The sequence below is a fragment of the Pseudomonas farris genome (genome assembly GCF_019145235.1).
Lineage (GTDB): Bacteria > Pseudomonadota > Gammaproteobacteria > Pseudomonadales > Pseudomonadaceae > Aquipseudomonas > Aquipseudomonas farris.
Genome location: NZ_JAHSTV010000002.1, coordinates 339,569 through 355,999, shown reverse-complemented (window position 1 = coordinate 355,999; position 16,431 = coordinate 339,569). Strand labels below are relative to the sequence as shown.

Here is a 16,431-nt window from a genome sequence, read left to right as displayed (position 1 = left end):
GAGACACTCAGGTCACATTCACCTTCCAAGAATGGGCATCTGCAAAAACGACTGCCAGGGCAACAGGCAATGCCTTTACGGGTGCTCATCCGTTGCGCAGCTTAACGAGTGCGGCAAGGGCCGTGCTTGCAGCGCTGCGACATATTCGGTCATCGGCACGCAACTCGCGGCATGTGCCTTGAACAACACTAGCAGCCGCGCAGCAAAACGGGCGCTTTATGCCCGGTTTTGCGGTACATGCGTGCCAAAAATGACCAGTAACACCCCGAATGTTCACGACACATCTTCTGACACTCAGCCGAGCAGAAATTCCCCGAGGCTGGCAGAATTGCCTTTTGTTACGTTCACCACGCTCGCCGAGCCAGGATTTTCCCATGCAAATGACAACTGACCTCTTGATCGTCAATCCGTGCGACGAAGAAGAAGACAACTTGGCCATGCTCTGCTGCACCAGCGCCGAGGGCGAAATGTTCCTGATGAGCCGCTTTCCGGACGAGGATGAGCTGGAGATCATCTTCCACGACAAGCCTTCGGCCCTCAACGGTGTGAAAGTCACCTTAAGCCCTGACCGCCTGCTGATCGAAATCGCCGCCGCGGACGCCGATGTGCTCGATGGCGAAGATTCGCTGGAGATCCTGCATAGCACCGATGCGCAGGATTTGGCTGAAGTGGAAGAGACTTTGCAGAACATCCTCAAGGGGACTGGTACTTATATAAGCCAGCTCTGAGTTTTAGGGTCTCTGAACGGACGCCTTCGCGAGCAAGCCCGCTCCCACATTCGATTGCATTTTTCCTGGAAGAACGCGGTTAACTGTGGGAGCGGGCTTGCTCGCGAAGAGGCCAGCCAGATCACCACCCTGTCCCTCGCCTACAAATTTCCAACAATTTCACCCGTCAATTCCCGCACTTTGCACAAAATGCCGTTAGTCGCCGCACCCCGCGATGGATTAAAGTAACGCCCCCAGCCCTGGCGTTATTCGAACGTCTTCGGTCACCCTTTCCAGGAACAGTCATCGATGGAACATCGTGAAGCGCTGCTCGCGCTGCGAACCTTTCTTTCAACGCAGATTCTCGGCCAGGAAAAACTCATCGAGCGCTTGCTCATCGCCTTGCTCGCCGACGGCCACATGCTGGTCGAGGGCGCCCCGGGGCTGGCCAAGACCAAGGCCATCAAAGAGCTCGCCGAAGGCATCGAAGCACAGTTCCATCGCATCCAGTTCACCCCCGACCTGCTACCGGCCGACATCACCGGCACGGAAATCTATCGCCCGGAAACCGGCAGCTTCGTGTTCCAGCAAGGTCCGATTTTCCACAATCTGGTGCTGGCGGACGAAATCAATCGTGCCCCGGCCAAGGTTCAGTCGGCCCTGCTTGAAGCCATGGGCGAACGCCAGGTCAGTGTCGGGCGCAGCACCTACGACCTGTCGCCGCTGTTTTTGGTCATGGCCACGCAAAACCCCATCGAGCAGGAAGGCACCTACCCGCTGCCCGAAGCCCAGCTCGACCGTTTCCTGATGCACGTAAAAATCGGCTTCCCTGACGCCGCCGTCGAGCGCCGGATTCTGCAACAGGCTCGCGGCGAAGCGCTGCACGGCGAAACCAAACCTGAACGCCGAGTCAGCCAGCAGGCGATCTTCGCCGCGCGCAAGGAAATCCTTGGGTTGTACATGGCCGACGCCGTGGAGGAATACCTGGTGCAACTGGTCATGGCCACGCGCACGCCGGCCAAGTTCGACCCGGAAATGGCCGAATGGATCGCCTACGGCGCCAGCCCGCGCGGCTCCATTGCCCTGGACCGTTGCGCCCGGGCCCACGCCTGGCTCGCCGGTCGCGACTTCGTCAGTCCGGAAGACATTCAGGCGGTGCTGTTCGATGTGTTGCGCCACCGCATCATTCTTTCCTTTGAAGCCGAAGCCGCTGGCATCGACCAGGACCGGGTGGTCCAGCGGATTCTCGACGTCGTAGCCGTCGCTTGACCCCGATGAACGCCCACCTGCCGCCCGAGCCGGGCATCCGTGTCAGCCTCGCCGAGCTGATCGAGATGCGCCATCGCGTGCGTGAAGTGCAGCTGTTTTCCACACCGAGCCAGCGCAGCCCGTTGATCGGCCTGCACCACTCAAAACTGCGCGGGCGCGGGGTGGACTTCGATCAGGTGCGGGTCTATCAGGCCGGTGATGACGTGCGCAGCATCGACTGGCGCGTCACCGCCCGGACTCAGGAGCCTCATACCAAGCTGTTTCACGAAGAACGCGAGCGACCGATTTTCATCATGGTCGAACAAAGCCGCCGGCTGTTTTTCGGCTCGGGGCTGATGTTCAAATCAGTGCTTGCCGCCCAGGCAGCGAGCCTGATTGGCTGGGCCGCTTTGGGCCATAACGACCGGGTCGGTGGGCTGGTGTTCGGCGACGACGAGCACTACGAAATCAAACCGCGACGCAGCAAACAGAGCCTGCTGCAATTGCTCAACCGACTGGTGCGGGTCAATCAGTCGCTGCACACCGAACGCGAGCCGGACCGCGACGCCTTCGGCATTGCCCTGCGTCGCGCCCGGGAAGTATTGCGCCCCGGCAGCCTGGTGATCGTGATCTGCGACGAACGCGCCTTGTCCGACGGTGCCGAGCAGCAGTTGAGCCTGTTGTCACGTCATTGCGACCTGTTGCTGCTGCCCGTGTCCGATCCGCTGGATCATGCCCTGCCCGCTGCCGGCCTTCTACGCTTTGCGGAACGGGGCGCGCAGCTGGAACTCGACACGTTGAATTTCGACTTGCGCCAAGCCTATCGCGCACAAGCGGAAGCGCGTATCGCCCGTTGGGAGCTGCTGGCGCAAAAGTTGCGGGTATTGCTGATGCCTTTGAGCACCCAAAGTGAAATGGTCGAGCAACTGCGCGAATACCTGAACCCGCAGCGTCCGGGGAAAGGTCGATGAGCAGCCTCGATCAACTGCAACCGCTGATTTCCCCGCCACCGATCGGCTTCTGGCCGCCGGCGCCGGGCTGGTGGCTGCTGCTGTTATTGCTGCCATTGATCGGTTTCGGCCTGTGGCAGTTGCGTCGTTTCATTCCGAACAAGCGCCCTGTCGTCCGCGCCGAACAACCGCTGGACCCGGTGCGTCTCGCGGCGCTGGCCGAACTCGCCCGGATGCCCAAGCCCTACGACGGCGCCCCGGCCGGTGCCTGGCTGCAGCAACTCAATGGCTTGCTCAAACGCCTGTGCCGCAACCATTACCCCTATAGCCAGAGCCACACCCTTAATGGGCGCAAATGGCTGGCATTCCTCGATAACCGCTGCCCGGCTGCAGGCCTTACGCGCTGGATGGTGCTGGTGGAAGGCGCCTACAAACCCGAATGCAAACTCGACGACAAGGCCATCGCCGGCCTGACTCAAGCAGTCGACACCTGGATTCGCAAACATGTTTGAGTTCGCCTGGCCGTGGATCTTCGCCCTGCTGCCACTGCCCTGGCTGATGCGGGTGCTGCTGCCAGTCGCCGACAGTGGCGAACCGGCGCTCAACGTCAGCTTCCTCAGCGACCTCGAAGGCCTCGCTCGCCGCCGTGCCCGGGCGAATCTGCCGGCGTGGCGTCAGCAAGCACCGTTCATTTTGCTGTGGCTGTTATTGCTGATCGCCGCCGCGCGCCCGCAATGGCTCGGCGAACCCCTGCCGGTTGCCGCCAGTGGCCGCGATCTGCTGGTGGCGGTGGATGTATCCGGCTCCATGGATTTCCCCGACATGCAGTGGCAGGACGAAGACGTCAGCCGACTGTCGTTGGTGCAGCATTTGCTCGGTGATTTTCTTGAAAGTCGCGACGGCGACCGGGTCGGGTTGATCCTGTTCGGCAGTCAGGCCTATCTGCAAGCGCCACTGACCTTCGACCGGCACACCGTTCGCGTGTGGCTCGACGAAGCGCGGATCGGCATCGCCGGCAAGAACACCGCCATCGGCGATGCCATCGGCCTGGCCCTCAAACGCCTGCGCCAACGCCCGGCACAAAGCCGTGTGCTGATTCTGGTCACCGATGGCGCCAACAATGGCGGCGAGATCGACCCGCTGACCGCCGCACGACTGGCGGCCAACGAAGGCGTGAAAATCTACCCGATCGGTATCGGCGCCGACCCGGAACAAAGCGGCACCCTGGGATTCCTGGGCATCAACCCGAGCCTGGACCTCGACGAACCGGCCTTGAAAGCCATCGCCCAAGCCACCGACGGCCAGTACTTTCGCGCCCACAACGGCGAGGAACTGCAGGCGATCAAACGCACCCTCGACCAACTGGAACCCGTGACTCAACAACCCACCCAAGCCCGCCCGGCCCAAGCGTTGTATCACTGGCCTTTGGCGATGGCGCTGCTGTTGAGCATGCTGCTGGTGATCCGCGAGCGCTGGCCGGATAACCCGTTGCAACGGCTGTTTAGCAAGGAGCGGTTCCTACAAACGCAACTGCCCGACTGGCGTCAGCGACTCAAACGCCTGCGTCTGCGGAGGCGTCGATGATTGCGCTCTGGCCGCACTGGTTCCGTCCCTGGTGGCTGCTGTTGTTGCCGTTGCTGGGCTGGCTGCTCTGGCAACTCTGGCACCGGCAGAAACGCGCCGGCCGCTGGCAAATGATTCTACCGCCGGCCTTCCATGCTGCGTTGCTCAGTGGTGGCAGCGGTCGCGAAAGCAAACTGCCATGGATCGCCCTTGGTCTGGCTTGGGTATTGACCGTGTTGGCCTTGCTGGGCCCGAGCTGGCAGCGTGTCGAACAAACCAGCCAGAAACCCGCCGACCCGCTGGTGGTGTTGCTTGAGCTGACCCCGGAAATGCTCGCCACCGATATGGCGCCGAACAGGCTGGAACACGCCCGGCGCAAGTTGTTCGACCTGCTGCAAAACCGCAGCGATGCGCAGACGGCAATCATCGTCTACGCCGGCAGTGCCCACACCTTGGTGCCGCTGTCGGATGACCTGTCGACCAGCCGCAACCTGGTGGATGCACTCAAGCCGTCGCTGATGCCCCTGGCCGGTCATCGTGCCGATCTGGCGGTGGCCAAGGCCCTTGCACTGCTGGATCAGGGCGCCCTCGGCCAGGGTCGGATCCTGCTGATCGGTTCGTCACTGACGGAACAGGAACGCCAAGGGATTCGTCAGGCGCTGGACGACACGTCCACGCAATTTCTGATGCTCGGTATCGGCACCGCCGAAGGTGCGCCGGTGGCCCAGGACGACGGCAGTTTCCTCAAGGATGACGTGGGCGCAATTCTGGTGCCCCGTCTGGACGGCCCCAGCCTGAAAGCCTTTGCCAACAGCCTGGGCGGACGTTATCGCCAGGCGCGACTGGACGATGCCGACCTGCGCGGCCTTGGCCTGTTCGATGGGCCACGGGATCTGCGCAACGACGGCCAGACATTGCGCCTCGACACCTGGGCCGATCAGGGCTACTGGCTGCTGCTGCCACTGTTATTGCTGGCAGCCTGTGCCGGGCGCCGGGGTTGGCTGTTCTGCCTGCCGCTGTTGTTTCTGCTGCCGCAACCGAGTTACGCCTTCGATTTCGAAGACTTGTGGCTGCGTCCCGATCAGCAGGGTCTGCATTTGCTCAAACAAAAGCGCCCGGCCGAGGCCGCGCAGCATTTCGAAAATCCGCAGTGGCAAGGCGTGGCGCTCTATGAAGCCGGCGACTACAGTGGCGCCGCCCAGCGGTTTGCCCAAGGCACCGACGCCCACGCCCACTACAATCGGGGTAACGCCCTGGCCAAAAGCGGTGAGCTGGAAGCAGCGCTGGATGCTTACGATCAAGCGCTTGAACGTCAACCGGATCTGCGTCCGGCCCTGACCAACAAGGCGCTGGTGGAAAGCCTGCTCAAACAGAAAACCTCAGCGCCGCCTGTCGAGCCGGACAAAACCGCCGATGGAAAAACCGAAACCATCGCCCAGGAACCGCCGCCGGGCAGCGCCACCCAACCCAGCAATGGCGAGCCGAAAGCCGACGCCGAGCAAACCACCCCGGACGCCGAGCAGCCGCCCACGACGCCACCGCAACCGGGCGCCAATGAAGTCCCGGGCAGCGAGTTGGGGGATGAACAAAGCACCACGCCACCGCGACGCCCGGCCAGCGACATGATTGAAGGCGAACAGCGCCAGGCGCTGGAGCAATGGCTGCGCAAGATCCCGGATGACCCCGGCGAACTGCTCAGACGCAAATTCTGGTACGAACAGCAACAACATCAGGATCAGGAAAAAACTCGATGACCCGCTTCACCGCCTTCTTGCTCGCACTGTTGCCCGCCCTGTTGCTCTGCACCGTTCAGGCCCAGGCTGCGGAGCTGGTCGCCAGCGTCGATCGCAGCCGCCTGAATTCCGGCGAGACGGTCGAACTGACCCTGGAAACCAGCGACGTGACCCAGTTCGGCAAACCCGACCTGACCCCGCTGGAGCCGCTGTTCGAAGTGCGCGGCACCCGTCAGGTCAACCAACTGAACACCCTCAACGGCGACACCCAAGCGACCACCCGCTGGATCATCACCCTGCTGCCCCGGCAAAACGGCAGCGTGGTGATTCCGTCGCTGCAACTGGGTGACGTCCAGAGCCAGCCAATTACCGTGCAAGTGATCGAGAGCGAAACCCAGGACAGCAGCAACACACTGGCGCCGGTGTTCATAGAGGCCAGCCTCGACCAGAGCAGCGTCTATGTGCAGGCGCAGGCAATCCTGACCTTGCGCATCTACCATTCGGTGTCGCTGTACGACGACAGCAGCCTGACCCCGCTGCAGATTCCCGATGCGCGCATCGAACAGCTGGGCGAGTCGCGCACCTACGAAAAAGTCATCAACGGATTGCGCCATGGCGTGATCGAAATGCGCTACGCGATCTACCCGCAACACAGCGGTGAATTGACCATTCCGGCGCAGATGTTCAGTGCCACGCCGGTCGATACCCGGCCGTCCCAGGACGCAACACCTCAAGGGCCGAAACCGGGCAAGCTGATGCGCGTCAAATCCGCCGAGATCCCGCTGACGGTCAAGGCCAAACCCGGCACGTATCCGGCTGATGTGCCCTGGCTGCCAGCCCGCAGCCTGAGCCTGAGCGAAAGCTGGAGCCCGGAACCGGATCATGCGCAGGTCGGCGACTCGCTGACCCGCAGCCTGACCCTGAACGCCGAAGGCCTCGCCAGTTCGCAATTGCCACCGTTGCCCGCCACCGAAATCAACGGCCTGCGGCGCTATCCGGATCAACCGGTGCTGGGCAACCAGAGCAGCGAGCGCGGCTTGATCGGCAGTCGCGAGGACCGTGAAGCCCTGGTGCCGACCCGCACCGGCAACATTGACTTGCCGAGCGTTGAAGTGGTCTGGTGGAACACCTTCGAGGACCACCTGGAACACAGCAGCCTGCCGGCCCGCACGCTACAAGTGGCGAGCAATCCAAGCCTGATCGTCGATACACCGGCGGGCAGCCCGCAGGCGATGTCCGGCGCCAGCAACGAAGCCCTCTGGTGGTGGAAACTCAGCACTGTGATTCTGGCCTGCACCACCCTGCTGGGCTTTGGCCTCTGGTGGCGCGCTCGCTGGCAACCGGCGATCCTGCGTGCCGCGCAAACCGGCCCGAGCCCACGCACCTTGCTCGACGACCTCAAACGCTCCTGTCAGGCCAACGACACTCATGCCACCCGCCAGGCCCTCGACGCCTGGGCCCGGCAACAACCGGAAACCCTGGCCGACATGGCGGCGCGTTTTGTGCCGCTGTCCGATGCACTCGATGGCCTGAACGGCGCGCTGTACAGCGAAACCGGCCAGTACTGGCAGGGTGAAGATCTCTGGCGCGCGATTCGCGCGATTCCGACGGCCGAGGGGGTTCAGGATCTGGTTGGCGATACCGGGTTGCCGCCGCTTTATCCGAAATAGATCAAAAGATCGCAGCCTTCGGCAGCTCCTACGGGTGTACGCCATTCCAATGTGGAGCTGCCGAAGGCTGCGATCCTTTCTGCCCTGACACGGTCAACCCTGGCTTTTGAGATGGAACTCGGCGTCCAGATGAATGGCCTGTAAAAAAGCGCTGTCGTGGGAGACTACGATCAATGCCCCTTGGTATTGATTCAGCATCTGCTCCAGCGCAATTCGACTGGGCAAGTCCAAATGGTTGTCCGGCTCGTCCAGCAATAGCAATTGCGGTGGTCGCTGTGCATATAACTGCGCAGCCAGCGCTATTTTCAGGCGTTCGCCGCCGCTCAACTGGCAGGTCTCGAGCGTCGCACGATCCGCATCAATGCCCATCTGCGCCAACCGGGTTCGCGCCTCGGCTTCGGGCAACTCTGGATTACTCTCGTAGAGCCATTGCACCGCGGTGCGTTCGGGGTACTGTAATCCGGCGTGTTGATCCAGCCAGCCAACATGGCAACTGCGGATGAGTTCGCCTTCGCGCACCGGCAGTTGGCCGGCGATCACTCGCAGCAGGGTCGACTTGCCGCTGCCGTTCGCTCCCAGGATTGCCATGCGCATAGGCCCGGTCAGCGTCAGATTGACCGGCGCCGCGTAACCGAACGGGAGAATGACGTCGTTGAGCTGCACAATCAGCTTGCCATTGGGCACTACGCTTTCCGGAGACAACATCATGCGTTGAATGTCCGGAGCGCACCGCGCACGGGCCTCGGCGATACGTTGTTGTTGCTGCTCCCGGGCCACCTGTTGATTGAGGCGCAATTTTCCCTGACTGTTTTCACTACGCTCTTTCTGGGCGTTGGTAATCAGCTTGGTCTGATTGCCGTCACGGGCCTGACGGTCGCCGCGGGCATTACGCCGTTGCTGACGCTCCATCTGCACGGCCATCTCACGTTGCTCGCGCTTGGCCTGCGCCCGCTCCCCTTGCAACGCCGACTGGAACGACTGCTGTTCTTGCTCGCGTGCCGCCGCATACTGACTGTAGTTGCCGCCATAAACCGCCAGCCCCAAGGGTGAAAGCTCGACAATTTCGTTCACGTGCTCCAGAAGGCCCCGGTCGTGGCTGATCAACACCAGGCCGTTGGGCCAGCGAGCGATCTGCTGCGCAAGTTTGTGTTGCTGATCAATATCCAGGTGGTTGCTGGGCTCATCCAGAATGAGCCAGTCTGCCCTGGATAACCACGCCCCCAGCAGCGCCACCCGTTGCCGTTCGCCACCACTGAGGGCGTCGGTGCGCGCGTCGGCATTCAAATGACCCAGACCGATCTGCTCCAGCTCCGCCTCAAGGCGTGTAGCGCAATCCCACTGATCAACCGCCAGCGAATGGTCGTGATCTTCGACGCTGCCTTGGGCAATGCGATCCAGCGCCGCCAGAATATGGTCGACCCCGGCCAGCGCGGCAACGCTGGGATAGCGCTCGGGTTCCAGTAACTGCGCCACGGCGTAAACCCGACCTTCGCGACGGACGATTCCGGTAGTGGGCAGCTGTTCCCCCGTCAGAAGCCGGCCAAGCAAGGACTTGCCACAACCATTGGCACCCACGATACCGGTGCCCCTGGCGCTGAAGGTGTGGTTCAAGTCATCTAACAGAACGCGCCCGTCGGGCAGGTTGAATGACACATGATCAAGTTGAAGTAACCGTTGGGTCATGACATCTCCTTAAATATTCAAAACTCCCTGGTACTGCGCAACAGCGTCCGCCTCGTCACTTCGGCCCGCCATCTACCATACTGAGGCCCCATCCAATCGATAGGCAATCTTTCAGGGTATTCAGCATCCCCAGTGTTTTGCCAGTAAACTCTCCTCCCTTTAGCCGCCACCATTTTCCTCGCGGCCATCACCTTATTTCCTACGGAGTACGCCTTGCGTCTGTTTCACACCTCCGACTGGCACCTTGGGCAGAACCTGCACGGCCAGGAGCGCGATTTCGAGCACGCCTGCTTTCTTGACTGGCTGCTGCGTCAGCTGAAGCTGGATCAGCCCGATGTGCTGCTGATCGCCGGCGATATCTTTGACACGGTCAACCCGCCGGTCAAAGCCCAGGAACGCCTCTACGATTTCATCGTCAGCGCCCATGAGCAGCAGCCGTTGCTGACCATCGTGATGATCGCCGGCAACCATGACTCCGGCTCGCGAATCGAACTGCCCGCGCCGTTGATGCGGCGCTTGCGCACTCACGCCCTCGGTCGCGTGCTGTGGCTCGATGACGGTCAACTGGATGCCGAGCGCCTGTTGTTGCCGTTGCCTGATGCCAGCGGCGAAGTTGCCGCCTGGTGCCTGGCGCTGCCGTTCCTGCGCCCCGCCGAAGTGACCGGCGCGCATTTAGGCGATAACTATTTGCGCGGCATCGGCCAGGTTCATGAATGGCTGATCGAAGCGGCCAACGCCAAGCGCAAGCCGGGCCAGGCGCTGATCGCCATCAGCCATGCGCACATGGCTGGCGGTTCGGTTTCGGAAGATTCCGAGCGCAGCCTGATCATTGGCAACGCCGAAGCCCTGCCCGCCAGCCTGTTCGGGCCGAGCATCAGCTACGTCGCTCTCGGGCATTTGCACAAGCCGCAGAAGGTCAATGGTGAAGAGCGGATTCGCTATTGCGGCTCGCCGATTCCGTTGTCGTTCTCCGAGATCAATTACCAGCATCAGATCCTCGACATTCAGCTCGATGGCGAAACATTGGTCAGCGTCGAACCGCGTCTGATTCCGCGTTCCGTCCACTTGCAACGACTCGGCTCCGCGCCGTTGGCGGAGATCCTGCTGCAACTGGCCGATCTGCCCAACATCGACCTGCTCGCCGATATCCAGCGTCAGCCGTGGCTGGAAGTGCGGGTCCGTCTCGACGAACCGCAACCGGACCTGCGCCATCAAGTGGAAACGGAGTTGCAAGGCAAAGCCGTGCGGCTGGTGCGGATTGCCGCCGAATACGCCGGCAATGGCAGCCGCGACGGCATCGATGACGGCACAACCTTGATCGAACTGGATCAGCTTTCGCCCCAGGAACTGTTCAGCCGCGCGTGGCAGGACAACTACGGCAGCGAGGTCGACGAGCAAACGCTCAAGGACTTCGCCGAGCTGTTGCAAGACGTGCAGATGGAGAGCGAACAGCCATGAAGATTCTCGCGATCCGCCTGAAAAACCTCGCCTCCCTGGCCGGGCCGTTTGAAATCGACTTCACCACGGAGCCCTTGGCCAGTGCCGGTCTGTTCGCGATCACCGGGCCGACCGGTGCCGGCAAAAGCACGCTGCTCGACGCCCTGTGCCTGGCGCTGTTTGGCGCCGTACCGCGCCTGAACAACACCGGCCGCGACGCCAAGGTCCCGGATGCCGATGGCGAAATCGGCACCGGCGACCCACGCACCCTGCTGCGTCGTGGCACCGGTGAAGGTTATGCGGAAGTGGATTTCGTCGGCATCGACGGTCGTCGCTATCGCGCGCGCTGGGAGGCCAATCGCGCCCGGGAGAAGGCCGGCGGCAAGCTGCAAGCCAGTCGCCAGAGCCTGCGCGACATCGATCAGGATCAACTGCTGGCCAGTCAGAAAGGCGAATACAAAGCTCAGCTTGAAGCCGCGCTGGGCCTGAACTTCGAACAGTTCACCCGCGCCGTCATGCTGGCTCAGAGCGAGTTCAGCGCCTTCCTCAAGGCGGACGACAACGACCGCAGCGAACTGCTGGAAAAGCTCACCGATACGGCGCTCTACACCCGCCTCGGTCGTCGGGCTTTCGACAAGACCAAAGAAGCTCGCGAAGCCCATAAGTTGCTGCAGGATCAGGCTACCGGAGTTACGCCGCTGTCGCCGGAAGCCCGGGCCGAACTCGATGAGCGTTTCAACGACGCTCAGCAGCAACTCAAGACCCAACAGGCGCAGCTCAAACAGTTGGAGTTGCAACACACCTGGCTCAAGGACCTGCGCCAGTTGCAGGACGCGCAACAGAGCGCCGCCGAGCAACTGCACTCCGCCCAGCAACACTGGAACAGCCTGGCCGGCGAGCGCTTGAAGCTGACCCGTCTGGAACAATTGGCGCCGCAACGGCATCAGTTTGCACGCAAGACCGAACTCACCGCCCAGCTCACCCCGCTGGCGGCGCAGATTCAGCAACACACGCAACAGCAAAGCGAGCTGACCGAGCGACAGACTCAACTTGAACAGAGCCTGAGCACTGCCCAAACGGCGCTGACCCACGCGCAAAGCCAACACACCTCCAGCGCGCCACTGCTGCGCCAGGCCTTCGAAGAGCAAAGCACCCTCGCCCGCCTGGTCAAGGATGCCAGCCTCAGTGCCGACCTCAAGCAGCAGGCGGAACAAGCCTGCACTCAGGGTCAGGGCACGATTCAGGGTTTGCTCGACCAACAGAAACAGGTCGCCGAACGGTTGCAGCGGATTGCCGGTGAGCTTGAGCAAAGCACTCATCTGGCGCCGTTGAGCGATGCCTGGAACGCCTACCGCGATCGTCTGCAACAACTGATGCTGATCGGTAATCGCCTGAACAAGGGCCAGGCCGAACTGGCCGCTCTGGAGCAAAGCGCCGCCCGCGCTGCCGAGGAACTGGCCACCCAGCGCCAGAGTCTTGAGGTGCTGTACAAAGAGGCCGGCGCCGAACCTGAAGCGGTGGCTGAGCAGATTCAGATTCTCGGCAGCCTGCTGCAGGACAACCGCAAGCAACTGCGGGCCTTTGAAGAGCTGACACGACTGTGGGCCAGCCAGCAGGAACTGGACAAACGCGGTGCCGAGCTTCAGCAGCGGCAACTCGCCGCTCAGCAAGACCGCGATCGTCTGACCCAGGACGGCGTGAAGACCAAGGCCGAACTGAGCGTCGCCGAACAGACCCTGACCGTCACCCGCGAACTGCTTGAGCGTCAGCGCCTGGCGCGCAGTGCCAGCGTCGAAGAACTGCGCGCGCAGTTGCAGGACGATCAGCCGTGCCCGGTTTGTGGCAGCCCGGACCATCCTTATCATCAGCCCGAAGCTCTGCTGCAAAGCCTCGGTCGCCATGATGAAAGCGAACAGGCCAACGCCCAGAAAGCCGTCGACCTGCTCAAGGAAAAACTCACCGATCTGCGCGCCGAAGTGGGCGGTTTGATTGCTCAGCAAAAGGAATTGCTGCAACAGCAAGAACAGCTCGCGGCTCAGCAACAAGGCCTGACGCCAAGCCTGGAAGCGCACCCGCTGTCCGCGCAACTGTTGGCCCAGGACGAAAGCAAACGCGATACCTGGCTAACGCAACAAAGCAGCCAGTTGAACCAGAGCATCACGCAGGACGAACAACGGCAAACCGCCCTGCTCACCCTGCAACAGGATGCCGCACGTCTTGCACAGCAACTGCGCAGCGCCGAAGCGGCGAACCAACAGGCAACACAACACCTGCTCAACCAGCAACGCGAGTTGAGCAGCGATAGTAAACGCCTGGACGATGAACTGGCGGCGTTCAGCACCCTGCTCCCGGCCGACACGCTCGAGTCCTTGCGCAACGAACCCGCCGCGACCTTCATACAGCTCGACCGGCAGATCGCCCAGCGCCTGCAACAACTTGACCAGCAGCGCGAAGAACTCGGCGAACAGCAACAACGCCAGCAGACGCTGGAGAAAGAACAGTACCAACAGCAGACCCGCACCCAGCAGTTGGACGCCGCGCAACAACAGTTCACGGCGTTGGCCGGGCAGCAACAGGCTTGCCAGGAAAAACTGACGCAACTGCTGGGCGAACATGCCAGCGCCGAACAGTGGCAGCAGCAACTGGATCAGGCCGTCGAGCAAGCGCGCACTGCCGAAGCGACGGCCAATCAGCAATTGCAAACCGTGCGCACGCGGTTGGTGCAACTGGCCGCTGAACTCAAAGCGCAGCAGGAACGTTCGCAGGCCCTGGAAACTGAAGATCGCGAGCTGAGCGGCAGGATCGCCGACTGGCGCGCACAGCACCCGGAGCTGGACGACGGTGGACTGGAAGATCTGTTGAGCGTCGACGACCAACACGTCAGCGAACTACGTCAACGCTTGCAGCAGAGCGAAAAAGCCATCGAGCAAGCCAAGGTGCTTTTGCAGGAGCGCGATCAACGCTTGCTCGATCATCAGGCGCAGCACAACGGCAATCTCGATGCCGAACAACTGGCCTCGACGCTCGCCGAGCTGCAAAACCTGTTCGCCGCCAGCGAACATCGCTGCGCCGAATTGCGCGCCGAACAGGCCGAGGATCAGCGTCGACAGAATGCCAATCAGGCCCTGGCGCAGCAGATCGCCGACGCCTACACCGAGTATCAGCGCTGGGCGCGGCTTAATGCATTGATCGGTTCGGCCACCGGCGACACCTTCCGCAAAATCGCCCAGGCCTACAATCTCGATTTGCTGGTGCATCACGCCAACGTCCAGTTGCGGCAACTGGTGCGGCGCTATCGTTTGAAACGTGGCGGCAGCATGCTCGGGTTATTGGTGATGGACACCGAGATGGGCGATGAACTGCGCTCGGTGCATTCGCTGTCCGGCGGCGAGACGTTCCTAGTGTCGCTGGCCCTGGCGCTCGGTTTGGCGTCAATGGCTTCGAGCACGCTGAAAATCGAATCGTTGTTCATCGACGAAGGCTTCGGCAGTCTCGATCCAGAATCCCTGCAACTGGCCATGGACGCCCTCGACGGTCTGCAAGCGCAGGGACGCAAGGTCGCGGTAATTTCCCACGTGCAGGAAATGCATGAACGGATTCCGGTACAGATTCAGGTCCACCGCCAAGGCAACGGCCTGAGTACGCTGGAGGTGAAATGAATACGCTGTATTCGTTCCGCCGCTGCCCCTACGCCATGCGCGCACGCATGGCGCTGCGCTATTCGGGGGTTGCGGTGCAGATCGTCGAGGTCAGCCTCAAGGCCAAACCTGCCGAAATGCTCGCGCTGTCGAGCAAAGGCACGGTGCCTGTGCTGAGTGTGGATGGGCGGGTGATCGATGAAAGCCTGGAAATCATGCACTGGGCATTGGCGCAGAACGATCCGCAGGGCTGGTTGCTCAAGGATGATCACCAAGGACAGGAACACAGCGCCGCGTTGATTGAAGAGAACGATCAAGTGTTCAAGGTGCATCTGAATCGCTACAAGTACGCCGAGCGTTATCCCGAGCAGCCGATGGAGTTTTACCGGTCAGAGGGCGAGGTGTTCTTGCGCAAGCTGGATACATTACTGGAGGGGCGCGACTATCTGTTGGCCGAGCACCCGAGCCTGGCGGATATCGCCCTGATGCCGTTCGTGCGGCAATTCGCCCACGTGGATCGCGAGTGGTTCGGGCAGACGCCTTATGTGCGGTTACAGGCATGGTTGCAGCGCTTCATCGAGTCAGATCTGTTCACATCAATAATGAAGAAATAACCGAGCCCCCTACGGCGATTCATGCCAATACCGAGCACATCCCCAACGCCGAGCAATCCACCTGGAACGGCCCGAAGAATCCGCCATTGGGTTTGATCGGCGGATTGCCCACCAGCAACCCCAAGGCCTTGGCCATCTGAATGTTGTGGGCGATGTTGTGGTTGCATTCGATGGCCCGCGCCACCGACCCCGCCGAGCCCTGCCCGATCCCCAACAAAGAAGCTCCATTGGTCATGAACGCCAGGAAGGCGATGACCCAGAGTTTGCGTCCTTTCATGCCCCCACCACTCCCGCGACGTCAACGTGATCGACCGTTACGTTTTGCGCGCGGTGTTCAAATTGAATGGCGGGATAAGCGACCTGGATCGGTGCTTGATGGCTTTGTTGCGATTGAGTCGAAAGGCTGACGACCAACACCATGGCCACGTAAAGACCGATGGCCAGGTAGGCGCCGTATTTGGCAGAAGTGATGATTGCGCTGGCCATGGTGTTCTCCGTGGGCATGTTTCAGTGCCCACAGAATCGATCAAAAAACAGAAGATAACTAGCGACCTTTATACATAGTAGCTATCAGTTTTATTGATCATGAACCCAGCGTGTTTCAGTCCTCGATAAAGCTCATCAAGCGCTCACGGGCCGCATCCGGCTCGTTGGGAACGGGCTCGGCGGCCGACAGAATCGGGGTGGAATAGAGAAACAGGAGAACCACTGCCAGACGCATCGCCATGCTGTCGATCCTTTTAGGGAAGGAGTCAAAAAATCAGCGTCAAATCTAAACTAATGGCTATGTGATATCAATCAATACATTGATAGCAATATGATACTGTCGTAAACGCGTTATGCAGGAGCGACATCACTTCGGCGCTTTTCGATACTTACAACTCGATCGGCAAGTGACTTCGCTCCTGCATAAAAGGTGCAGGGCTTTATATTTCAGTGTTGGGTTTTGTGATCCAGCGCGGCGTAGAAGTTGGCGCTCTGTTGCAGGTATTTCTGGGTATAGCTTTGGGCGTGGGATTTTTTGTCGCTGATTTCAACGTTGGCGCTGGCAGGCAGTGCAACAGTGGCGGAGATAGCGGAAGCGGCGATGACAGAGAAGAGATTGAAGTTCATGGCGGTATTCCTCGATTAAGTTGGCTTGCTTGCCCGGTGGGGCCGTGAAGCAAACTTAACTCCCAAGGGTCGGCG

General features: G+C 61.1%; 15 protein-coding genes. 10 read left to right on the top strand and 5 right to left on the bottom strand.

What is annotated here, in order from left to right:
- Positions 1-374: 374 nt before the first annotated feature.
- From KVG95_RS04905 to KVG95_RS04875, 7 genes are all read left to right on the top strand, one after another.
- Entirely contained in the window at positions 375-728 is a 354-nt protein-coding gene (locus KVG95_RS04905) for a hypothetical protein (RefSeq protein WP_123494334.1), read from the top strand.
- A 288-nt stretch (positions 729-1,016) separates the two neighbouring features.
- Positions 1,017-1,976, top strand: a complete 960-nt coding sequence (locus KVG95_RS04900; RefSeq protein ID WP_007901181.1) for an AAA family ATPase — start codon at positions 1,017-1,019, stop codon at positions 1,974-1,976.
- Between the two features lie 5 nt (positions 1,977-1,981).
- Positions 1,982-2,926, top strand: coding sequence for a DUF58 domain-containing protein (locus tag KVG95_RS04895; protein WP_052967568.1), 945 nt, complete (start codon positions 1,982-1,984; stop codon positions 2,924-2,926).
- On the top strand, positions 2,923-3,417 hold the full coding sequence (locus KVG95_RS04890) for a DUF4381 domain-containing protein (RefSeq protein WP_038984065.1): 495 nt from the start codon (positions 2,923-2,925) through the stop codon (positions 3,415-3,417). The genes KVG95_RS04895 and KVG95_RS04890 overlap by 4 nt, the downstream gene beginning before the upstream one ends.
- Positions 3,410-4,489 (top strand): vWA domain-containing protein, encoded by a 1,080-nt coding sequence (locus KVG95_RS04885; RefSeq protein WP_217854726.1) that lies wholly within the window; start codon positions 3,410-3,412, stop codon positions 4,487-4,489. Before KVG95_RS04890 ends, KVG95_RS04885 begins: the two co-directional genes overlap by 8 nt.
- A complete protein-coding gene (locus KVG95_RS04880) occupies positions 4,486-6,222 on the top strand; it encodes a tetratricopeptide repeat protein (protein ID WP_217854725.1) in 1,737 nt (578 codons plus the stop codon). Before KVG95_RS04885 ends, KVG95_RS04880 begins: the two co-directional genes overlap by 4 nt.
- Positions 6,219-7,871, top strand: a complete 1,653-nt coding sequence (locus KVG95_RS04875; RefSeq protein WP_217854724.1) for a BatD family protein — start codon at positions 6,219-6,221, stop codon at positions 7,869-7,871. The genes KVG95_RS04880 and KVG95_RS04875 overlap by 4 nt, the downstream gene beginning before the upstream one ends.
- Positions 7,872-7,964: 93 nt before the next feature.
- Here the strand turns inward: KVG95_RS04875 and KVG95_RS04870 are convergent, their stop codons facing one another.
- A complete protein-coding gene (locus tag KVG95_RS04870; protein WP_217854723.1) occupies positions 7,965-9,554 on the bottom strand; it encodes an ABC-F family ATP-binding cassette domain-containing protein in 1,590 nt (529 codons plus the stop codon).
- 213 nt (positions 9,555-9,767) lie between these two features.
- Between KVG95_RS04870 and KVG95_RS04865 the strand changes: the two genes are divergently transcribed.
- From KVG95_RS04865 to KVG95_RS04855, 3 genes are read left to right on the top strand one after another with little or no spacing between them, the layout of a single operon-like run.
- A complete protein-coding gene (locus tag KVG95_RS04865; RefSeq protein WP_217854722.1) occupies positions 9,768-11,012 on the top strand; it encodes an exonuclease SbcCD subunit D C-terminal domain-containing protein in 1,245 nt (414 codons plus the stop codon).
- The gene (locus KVG95_RS04860; protein ID WP_217854721.1) at positions 11,009-14,650 is read left to right on the top strand and encodes an AAA family ATPase; all 3,642 of its coding nucleotides are present in this window, start codon (positions 11,009-11,011) and stop codon (positions 14,648-14,650) included. The genes KVG95_RS04865 and KVG95_RS04860 overlap by 4 nt, the downstream gene beginning before the upstream one ends.
- The gene (locus KVG95_RS04855) at positions 14,647-15,243 is read left to right on the top strand and encodes a glutathione S-transferase (RefSeq protein ID WP_217854720.1); all 597 of its coding nucleotides are present in this window, start codon (positions 14,647-14,649) and stop codon (positions 15,241-15,243) included. The genes KVG95_RS04860 and KVG95_RS04855 overlap by 4 nt, the downstream gene beginning before the upstream one ends.
- 19 nt (positions 15,244-15,262) lie before the next feature.
- Here the strand turns inward: KVG95_RS04855 and KVG95_RS04850 are convergent, their stop codons facing one another.
- The 4 genes from KVG95_RS04850 to KVG95_RS04840 all read right to left on the bottom strand — a co-directional run bounded on the left by KVG95_RS04850 (position 15,263) and on the right by KVG95_RS04840 (position 16,356).
- A complete protein-coding gene (locus tag KVG95_RS04850) occupies positions 15,263-15,520 on the bottom strand; it encodes a hypothetical protein (protein ID WP_217854719.1) in 258 nt (85 codons plus the stop codon).
- Entirely contained in the window at positions 15,517-15,729 is a 213-nt protein-coding gene (locus KVG95_RS04845) for a hypothetical protein (protein ID WP_048394513.1), read from the bottom strand. The genes KVG95_RS04850 and KVG95_RS04845 overlap by 4 nt, the downstream gene beginning before the upstream one ends.
- Positions 15,730-15,844: 115 nt before the next feature.
- Positions 15,845-15,970 (bottom strand): hypothetical protein, encoded by a 126-nt coding sequence (locus KVG95_RS30005; protein WP_264082243.1) that lies wholly within the window; start codon positions 15,968-15,970, stop codon positions 15,845-15,847.
- A gap of 206 nt (positions 15,971-16,176) precedes the next feature.
- Positions 16,177-16,356 carry a hypothetical protein gene (locus tag KVG95_RS04840; protein ID WP_007901164.1) on the bottom strand — a complete coding sequence of 60 codons (180 nt, stop codon included), beginning with the start codon at positions 16,354-16,356 and terminating at the stop codon, positions 16,177-16,179.
- Between the last annotated feature and the right edge of the window lie 75 nt (positions 16,357-16,431).

Bases quoted from the DNA above. Each gene is read 5' to 3' on its own strand.
- KVG95_RS04905 (WP_123494334.1), top strand. From the start codon at position 375: ATGCAAATGACAACTGACCTCTTGATCGTCAATCCGTGCGACGAAGAA.
- KVG95_RS04900 (WP_007901181.1), top strand. From the start codon at position 1,017: ATGGAACATCGTGAAGCGCTGCTCGCGCTGCGAACCTTTCTTTCAACG.
- KVG95_RS04895 (WP_052967568.1), top strand. From the start codon at position 1,982: ATGAACGCCCACCTGCCGCCCGAGCCGGGCATCCGTGTCAGCCTCGCC.
- KVG95_RS04890 (WP_038984065.1), top strand. From the start codon at position 2,923: ATGAGCAGCCTCGATCAACTGCAACCGCTGATTTCCCCGCCACCGATC.
- KVG95_RS04885 (WP_217854726.1), top strand. From the start codon at position 3,410: ATGTTTGAGTTCGCCTGGCCGTGGATCTTCGCCCTGCTGCCACTGCCC.
- KVG95_RS04880 (WP_217854725.1), top strand. From the start codon at position 4,486: ATGATTGCGCTCTGGCCGCACTGGTTCCGTCCCTGGTGGCTGCTGTTG.
- KVG95_RS04875 (WP_217854724.1), top strand. From the start codon at position 6,219: ATGACCCGCTTCACCGCCTTCTTGCTCGCACTGTTGCCCGCCCTGTTG.
- KVG95_RS04870 (WP_217854723.1), bottom strand. From the start codon at position 9,554: ATGACCCAACGGTTACTTCAACTTGATCATGTGTCATTCAACCTGCCC.
- KVG95_RS04860 (WP_217854721.1), top strand. From the start codon at position 11,009: ATGAAGATTCTCGCGATCCGCCTGAAAAACCTCGCCTCCCTGGCCGGG.
- KVG95_RS04855 (WP_217854720.1), top strand. From the start codon at position 14,647: ATGAATACGCTGTATTCGTTCCGCCGCTGCCCCTACGCCATGCGCGCA.
- KVG95_RS04850 (WP_217854719.1), bottom strand. From the start codon at position 15,520: ATGAAAGGACGCAAACTCTGGGTCATCGCCTTCCTGGCGTTCATGACC.
- KVG95_RS04845 (WP_048394513.1), bottom strand. From the start codon at position 15,729: ATGGCCAGCGCAATCATCACTTCTGCCAAATACGGCGCCTACCTGGCC.
- KVG95_RS30005 (WP_264082243.1), bottom strand. From the start codon at position 15,970: ATGGCGATGCGTCTGGCAGTGGTTCTCCTGTTTCTCTATTCCACCCCG.
- KVG95_RS04840 (WP_007901164.1), bottom strand. From the start codon at position 16,356: ATGAACTTCAATCTCTTCTCTGTCATCGCCGCTTCCGCTATCTCCGCC.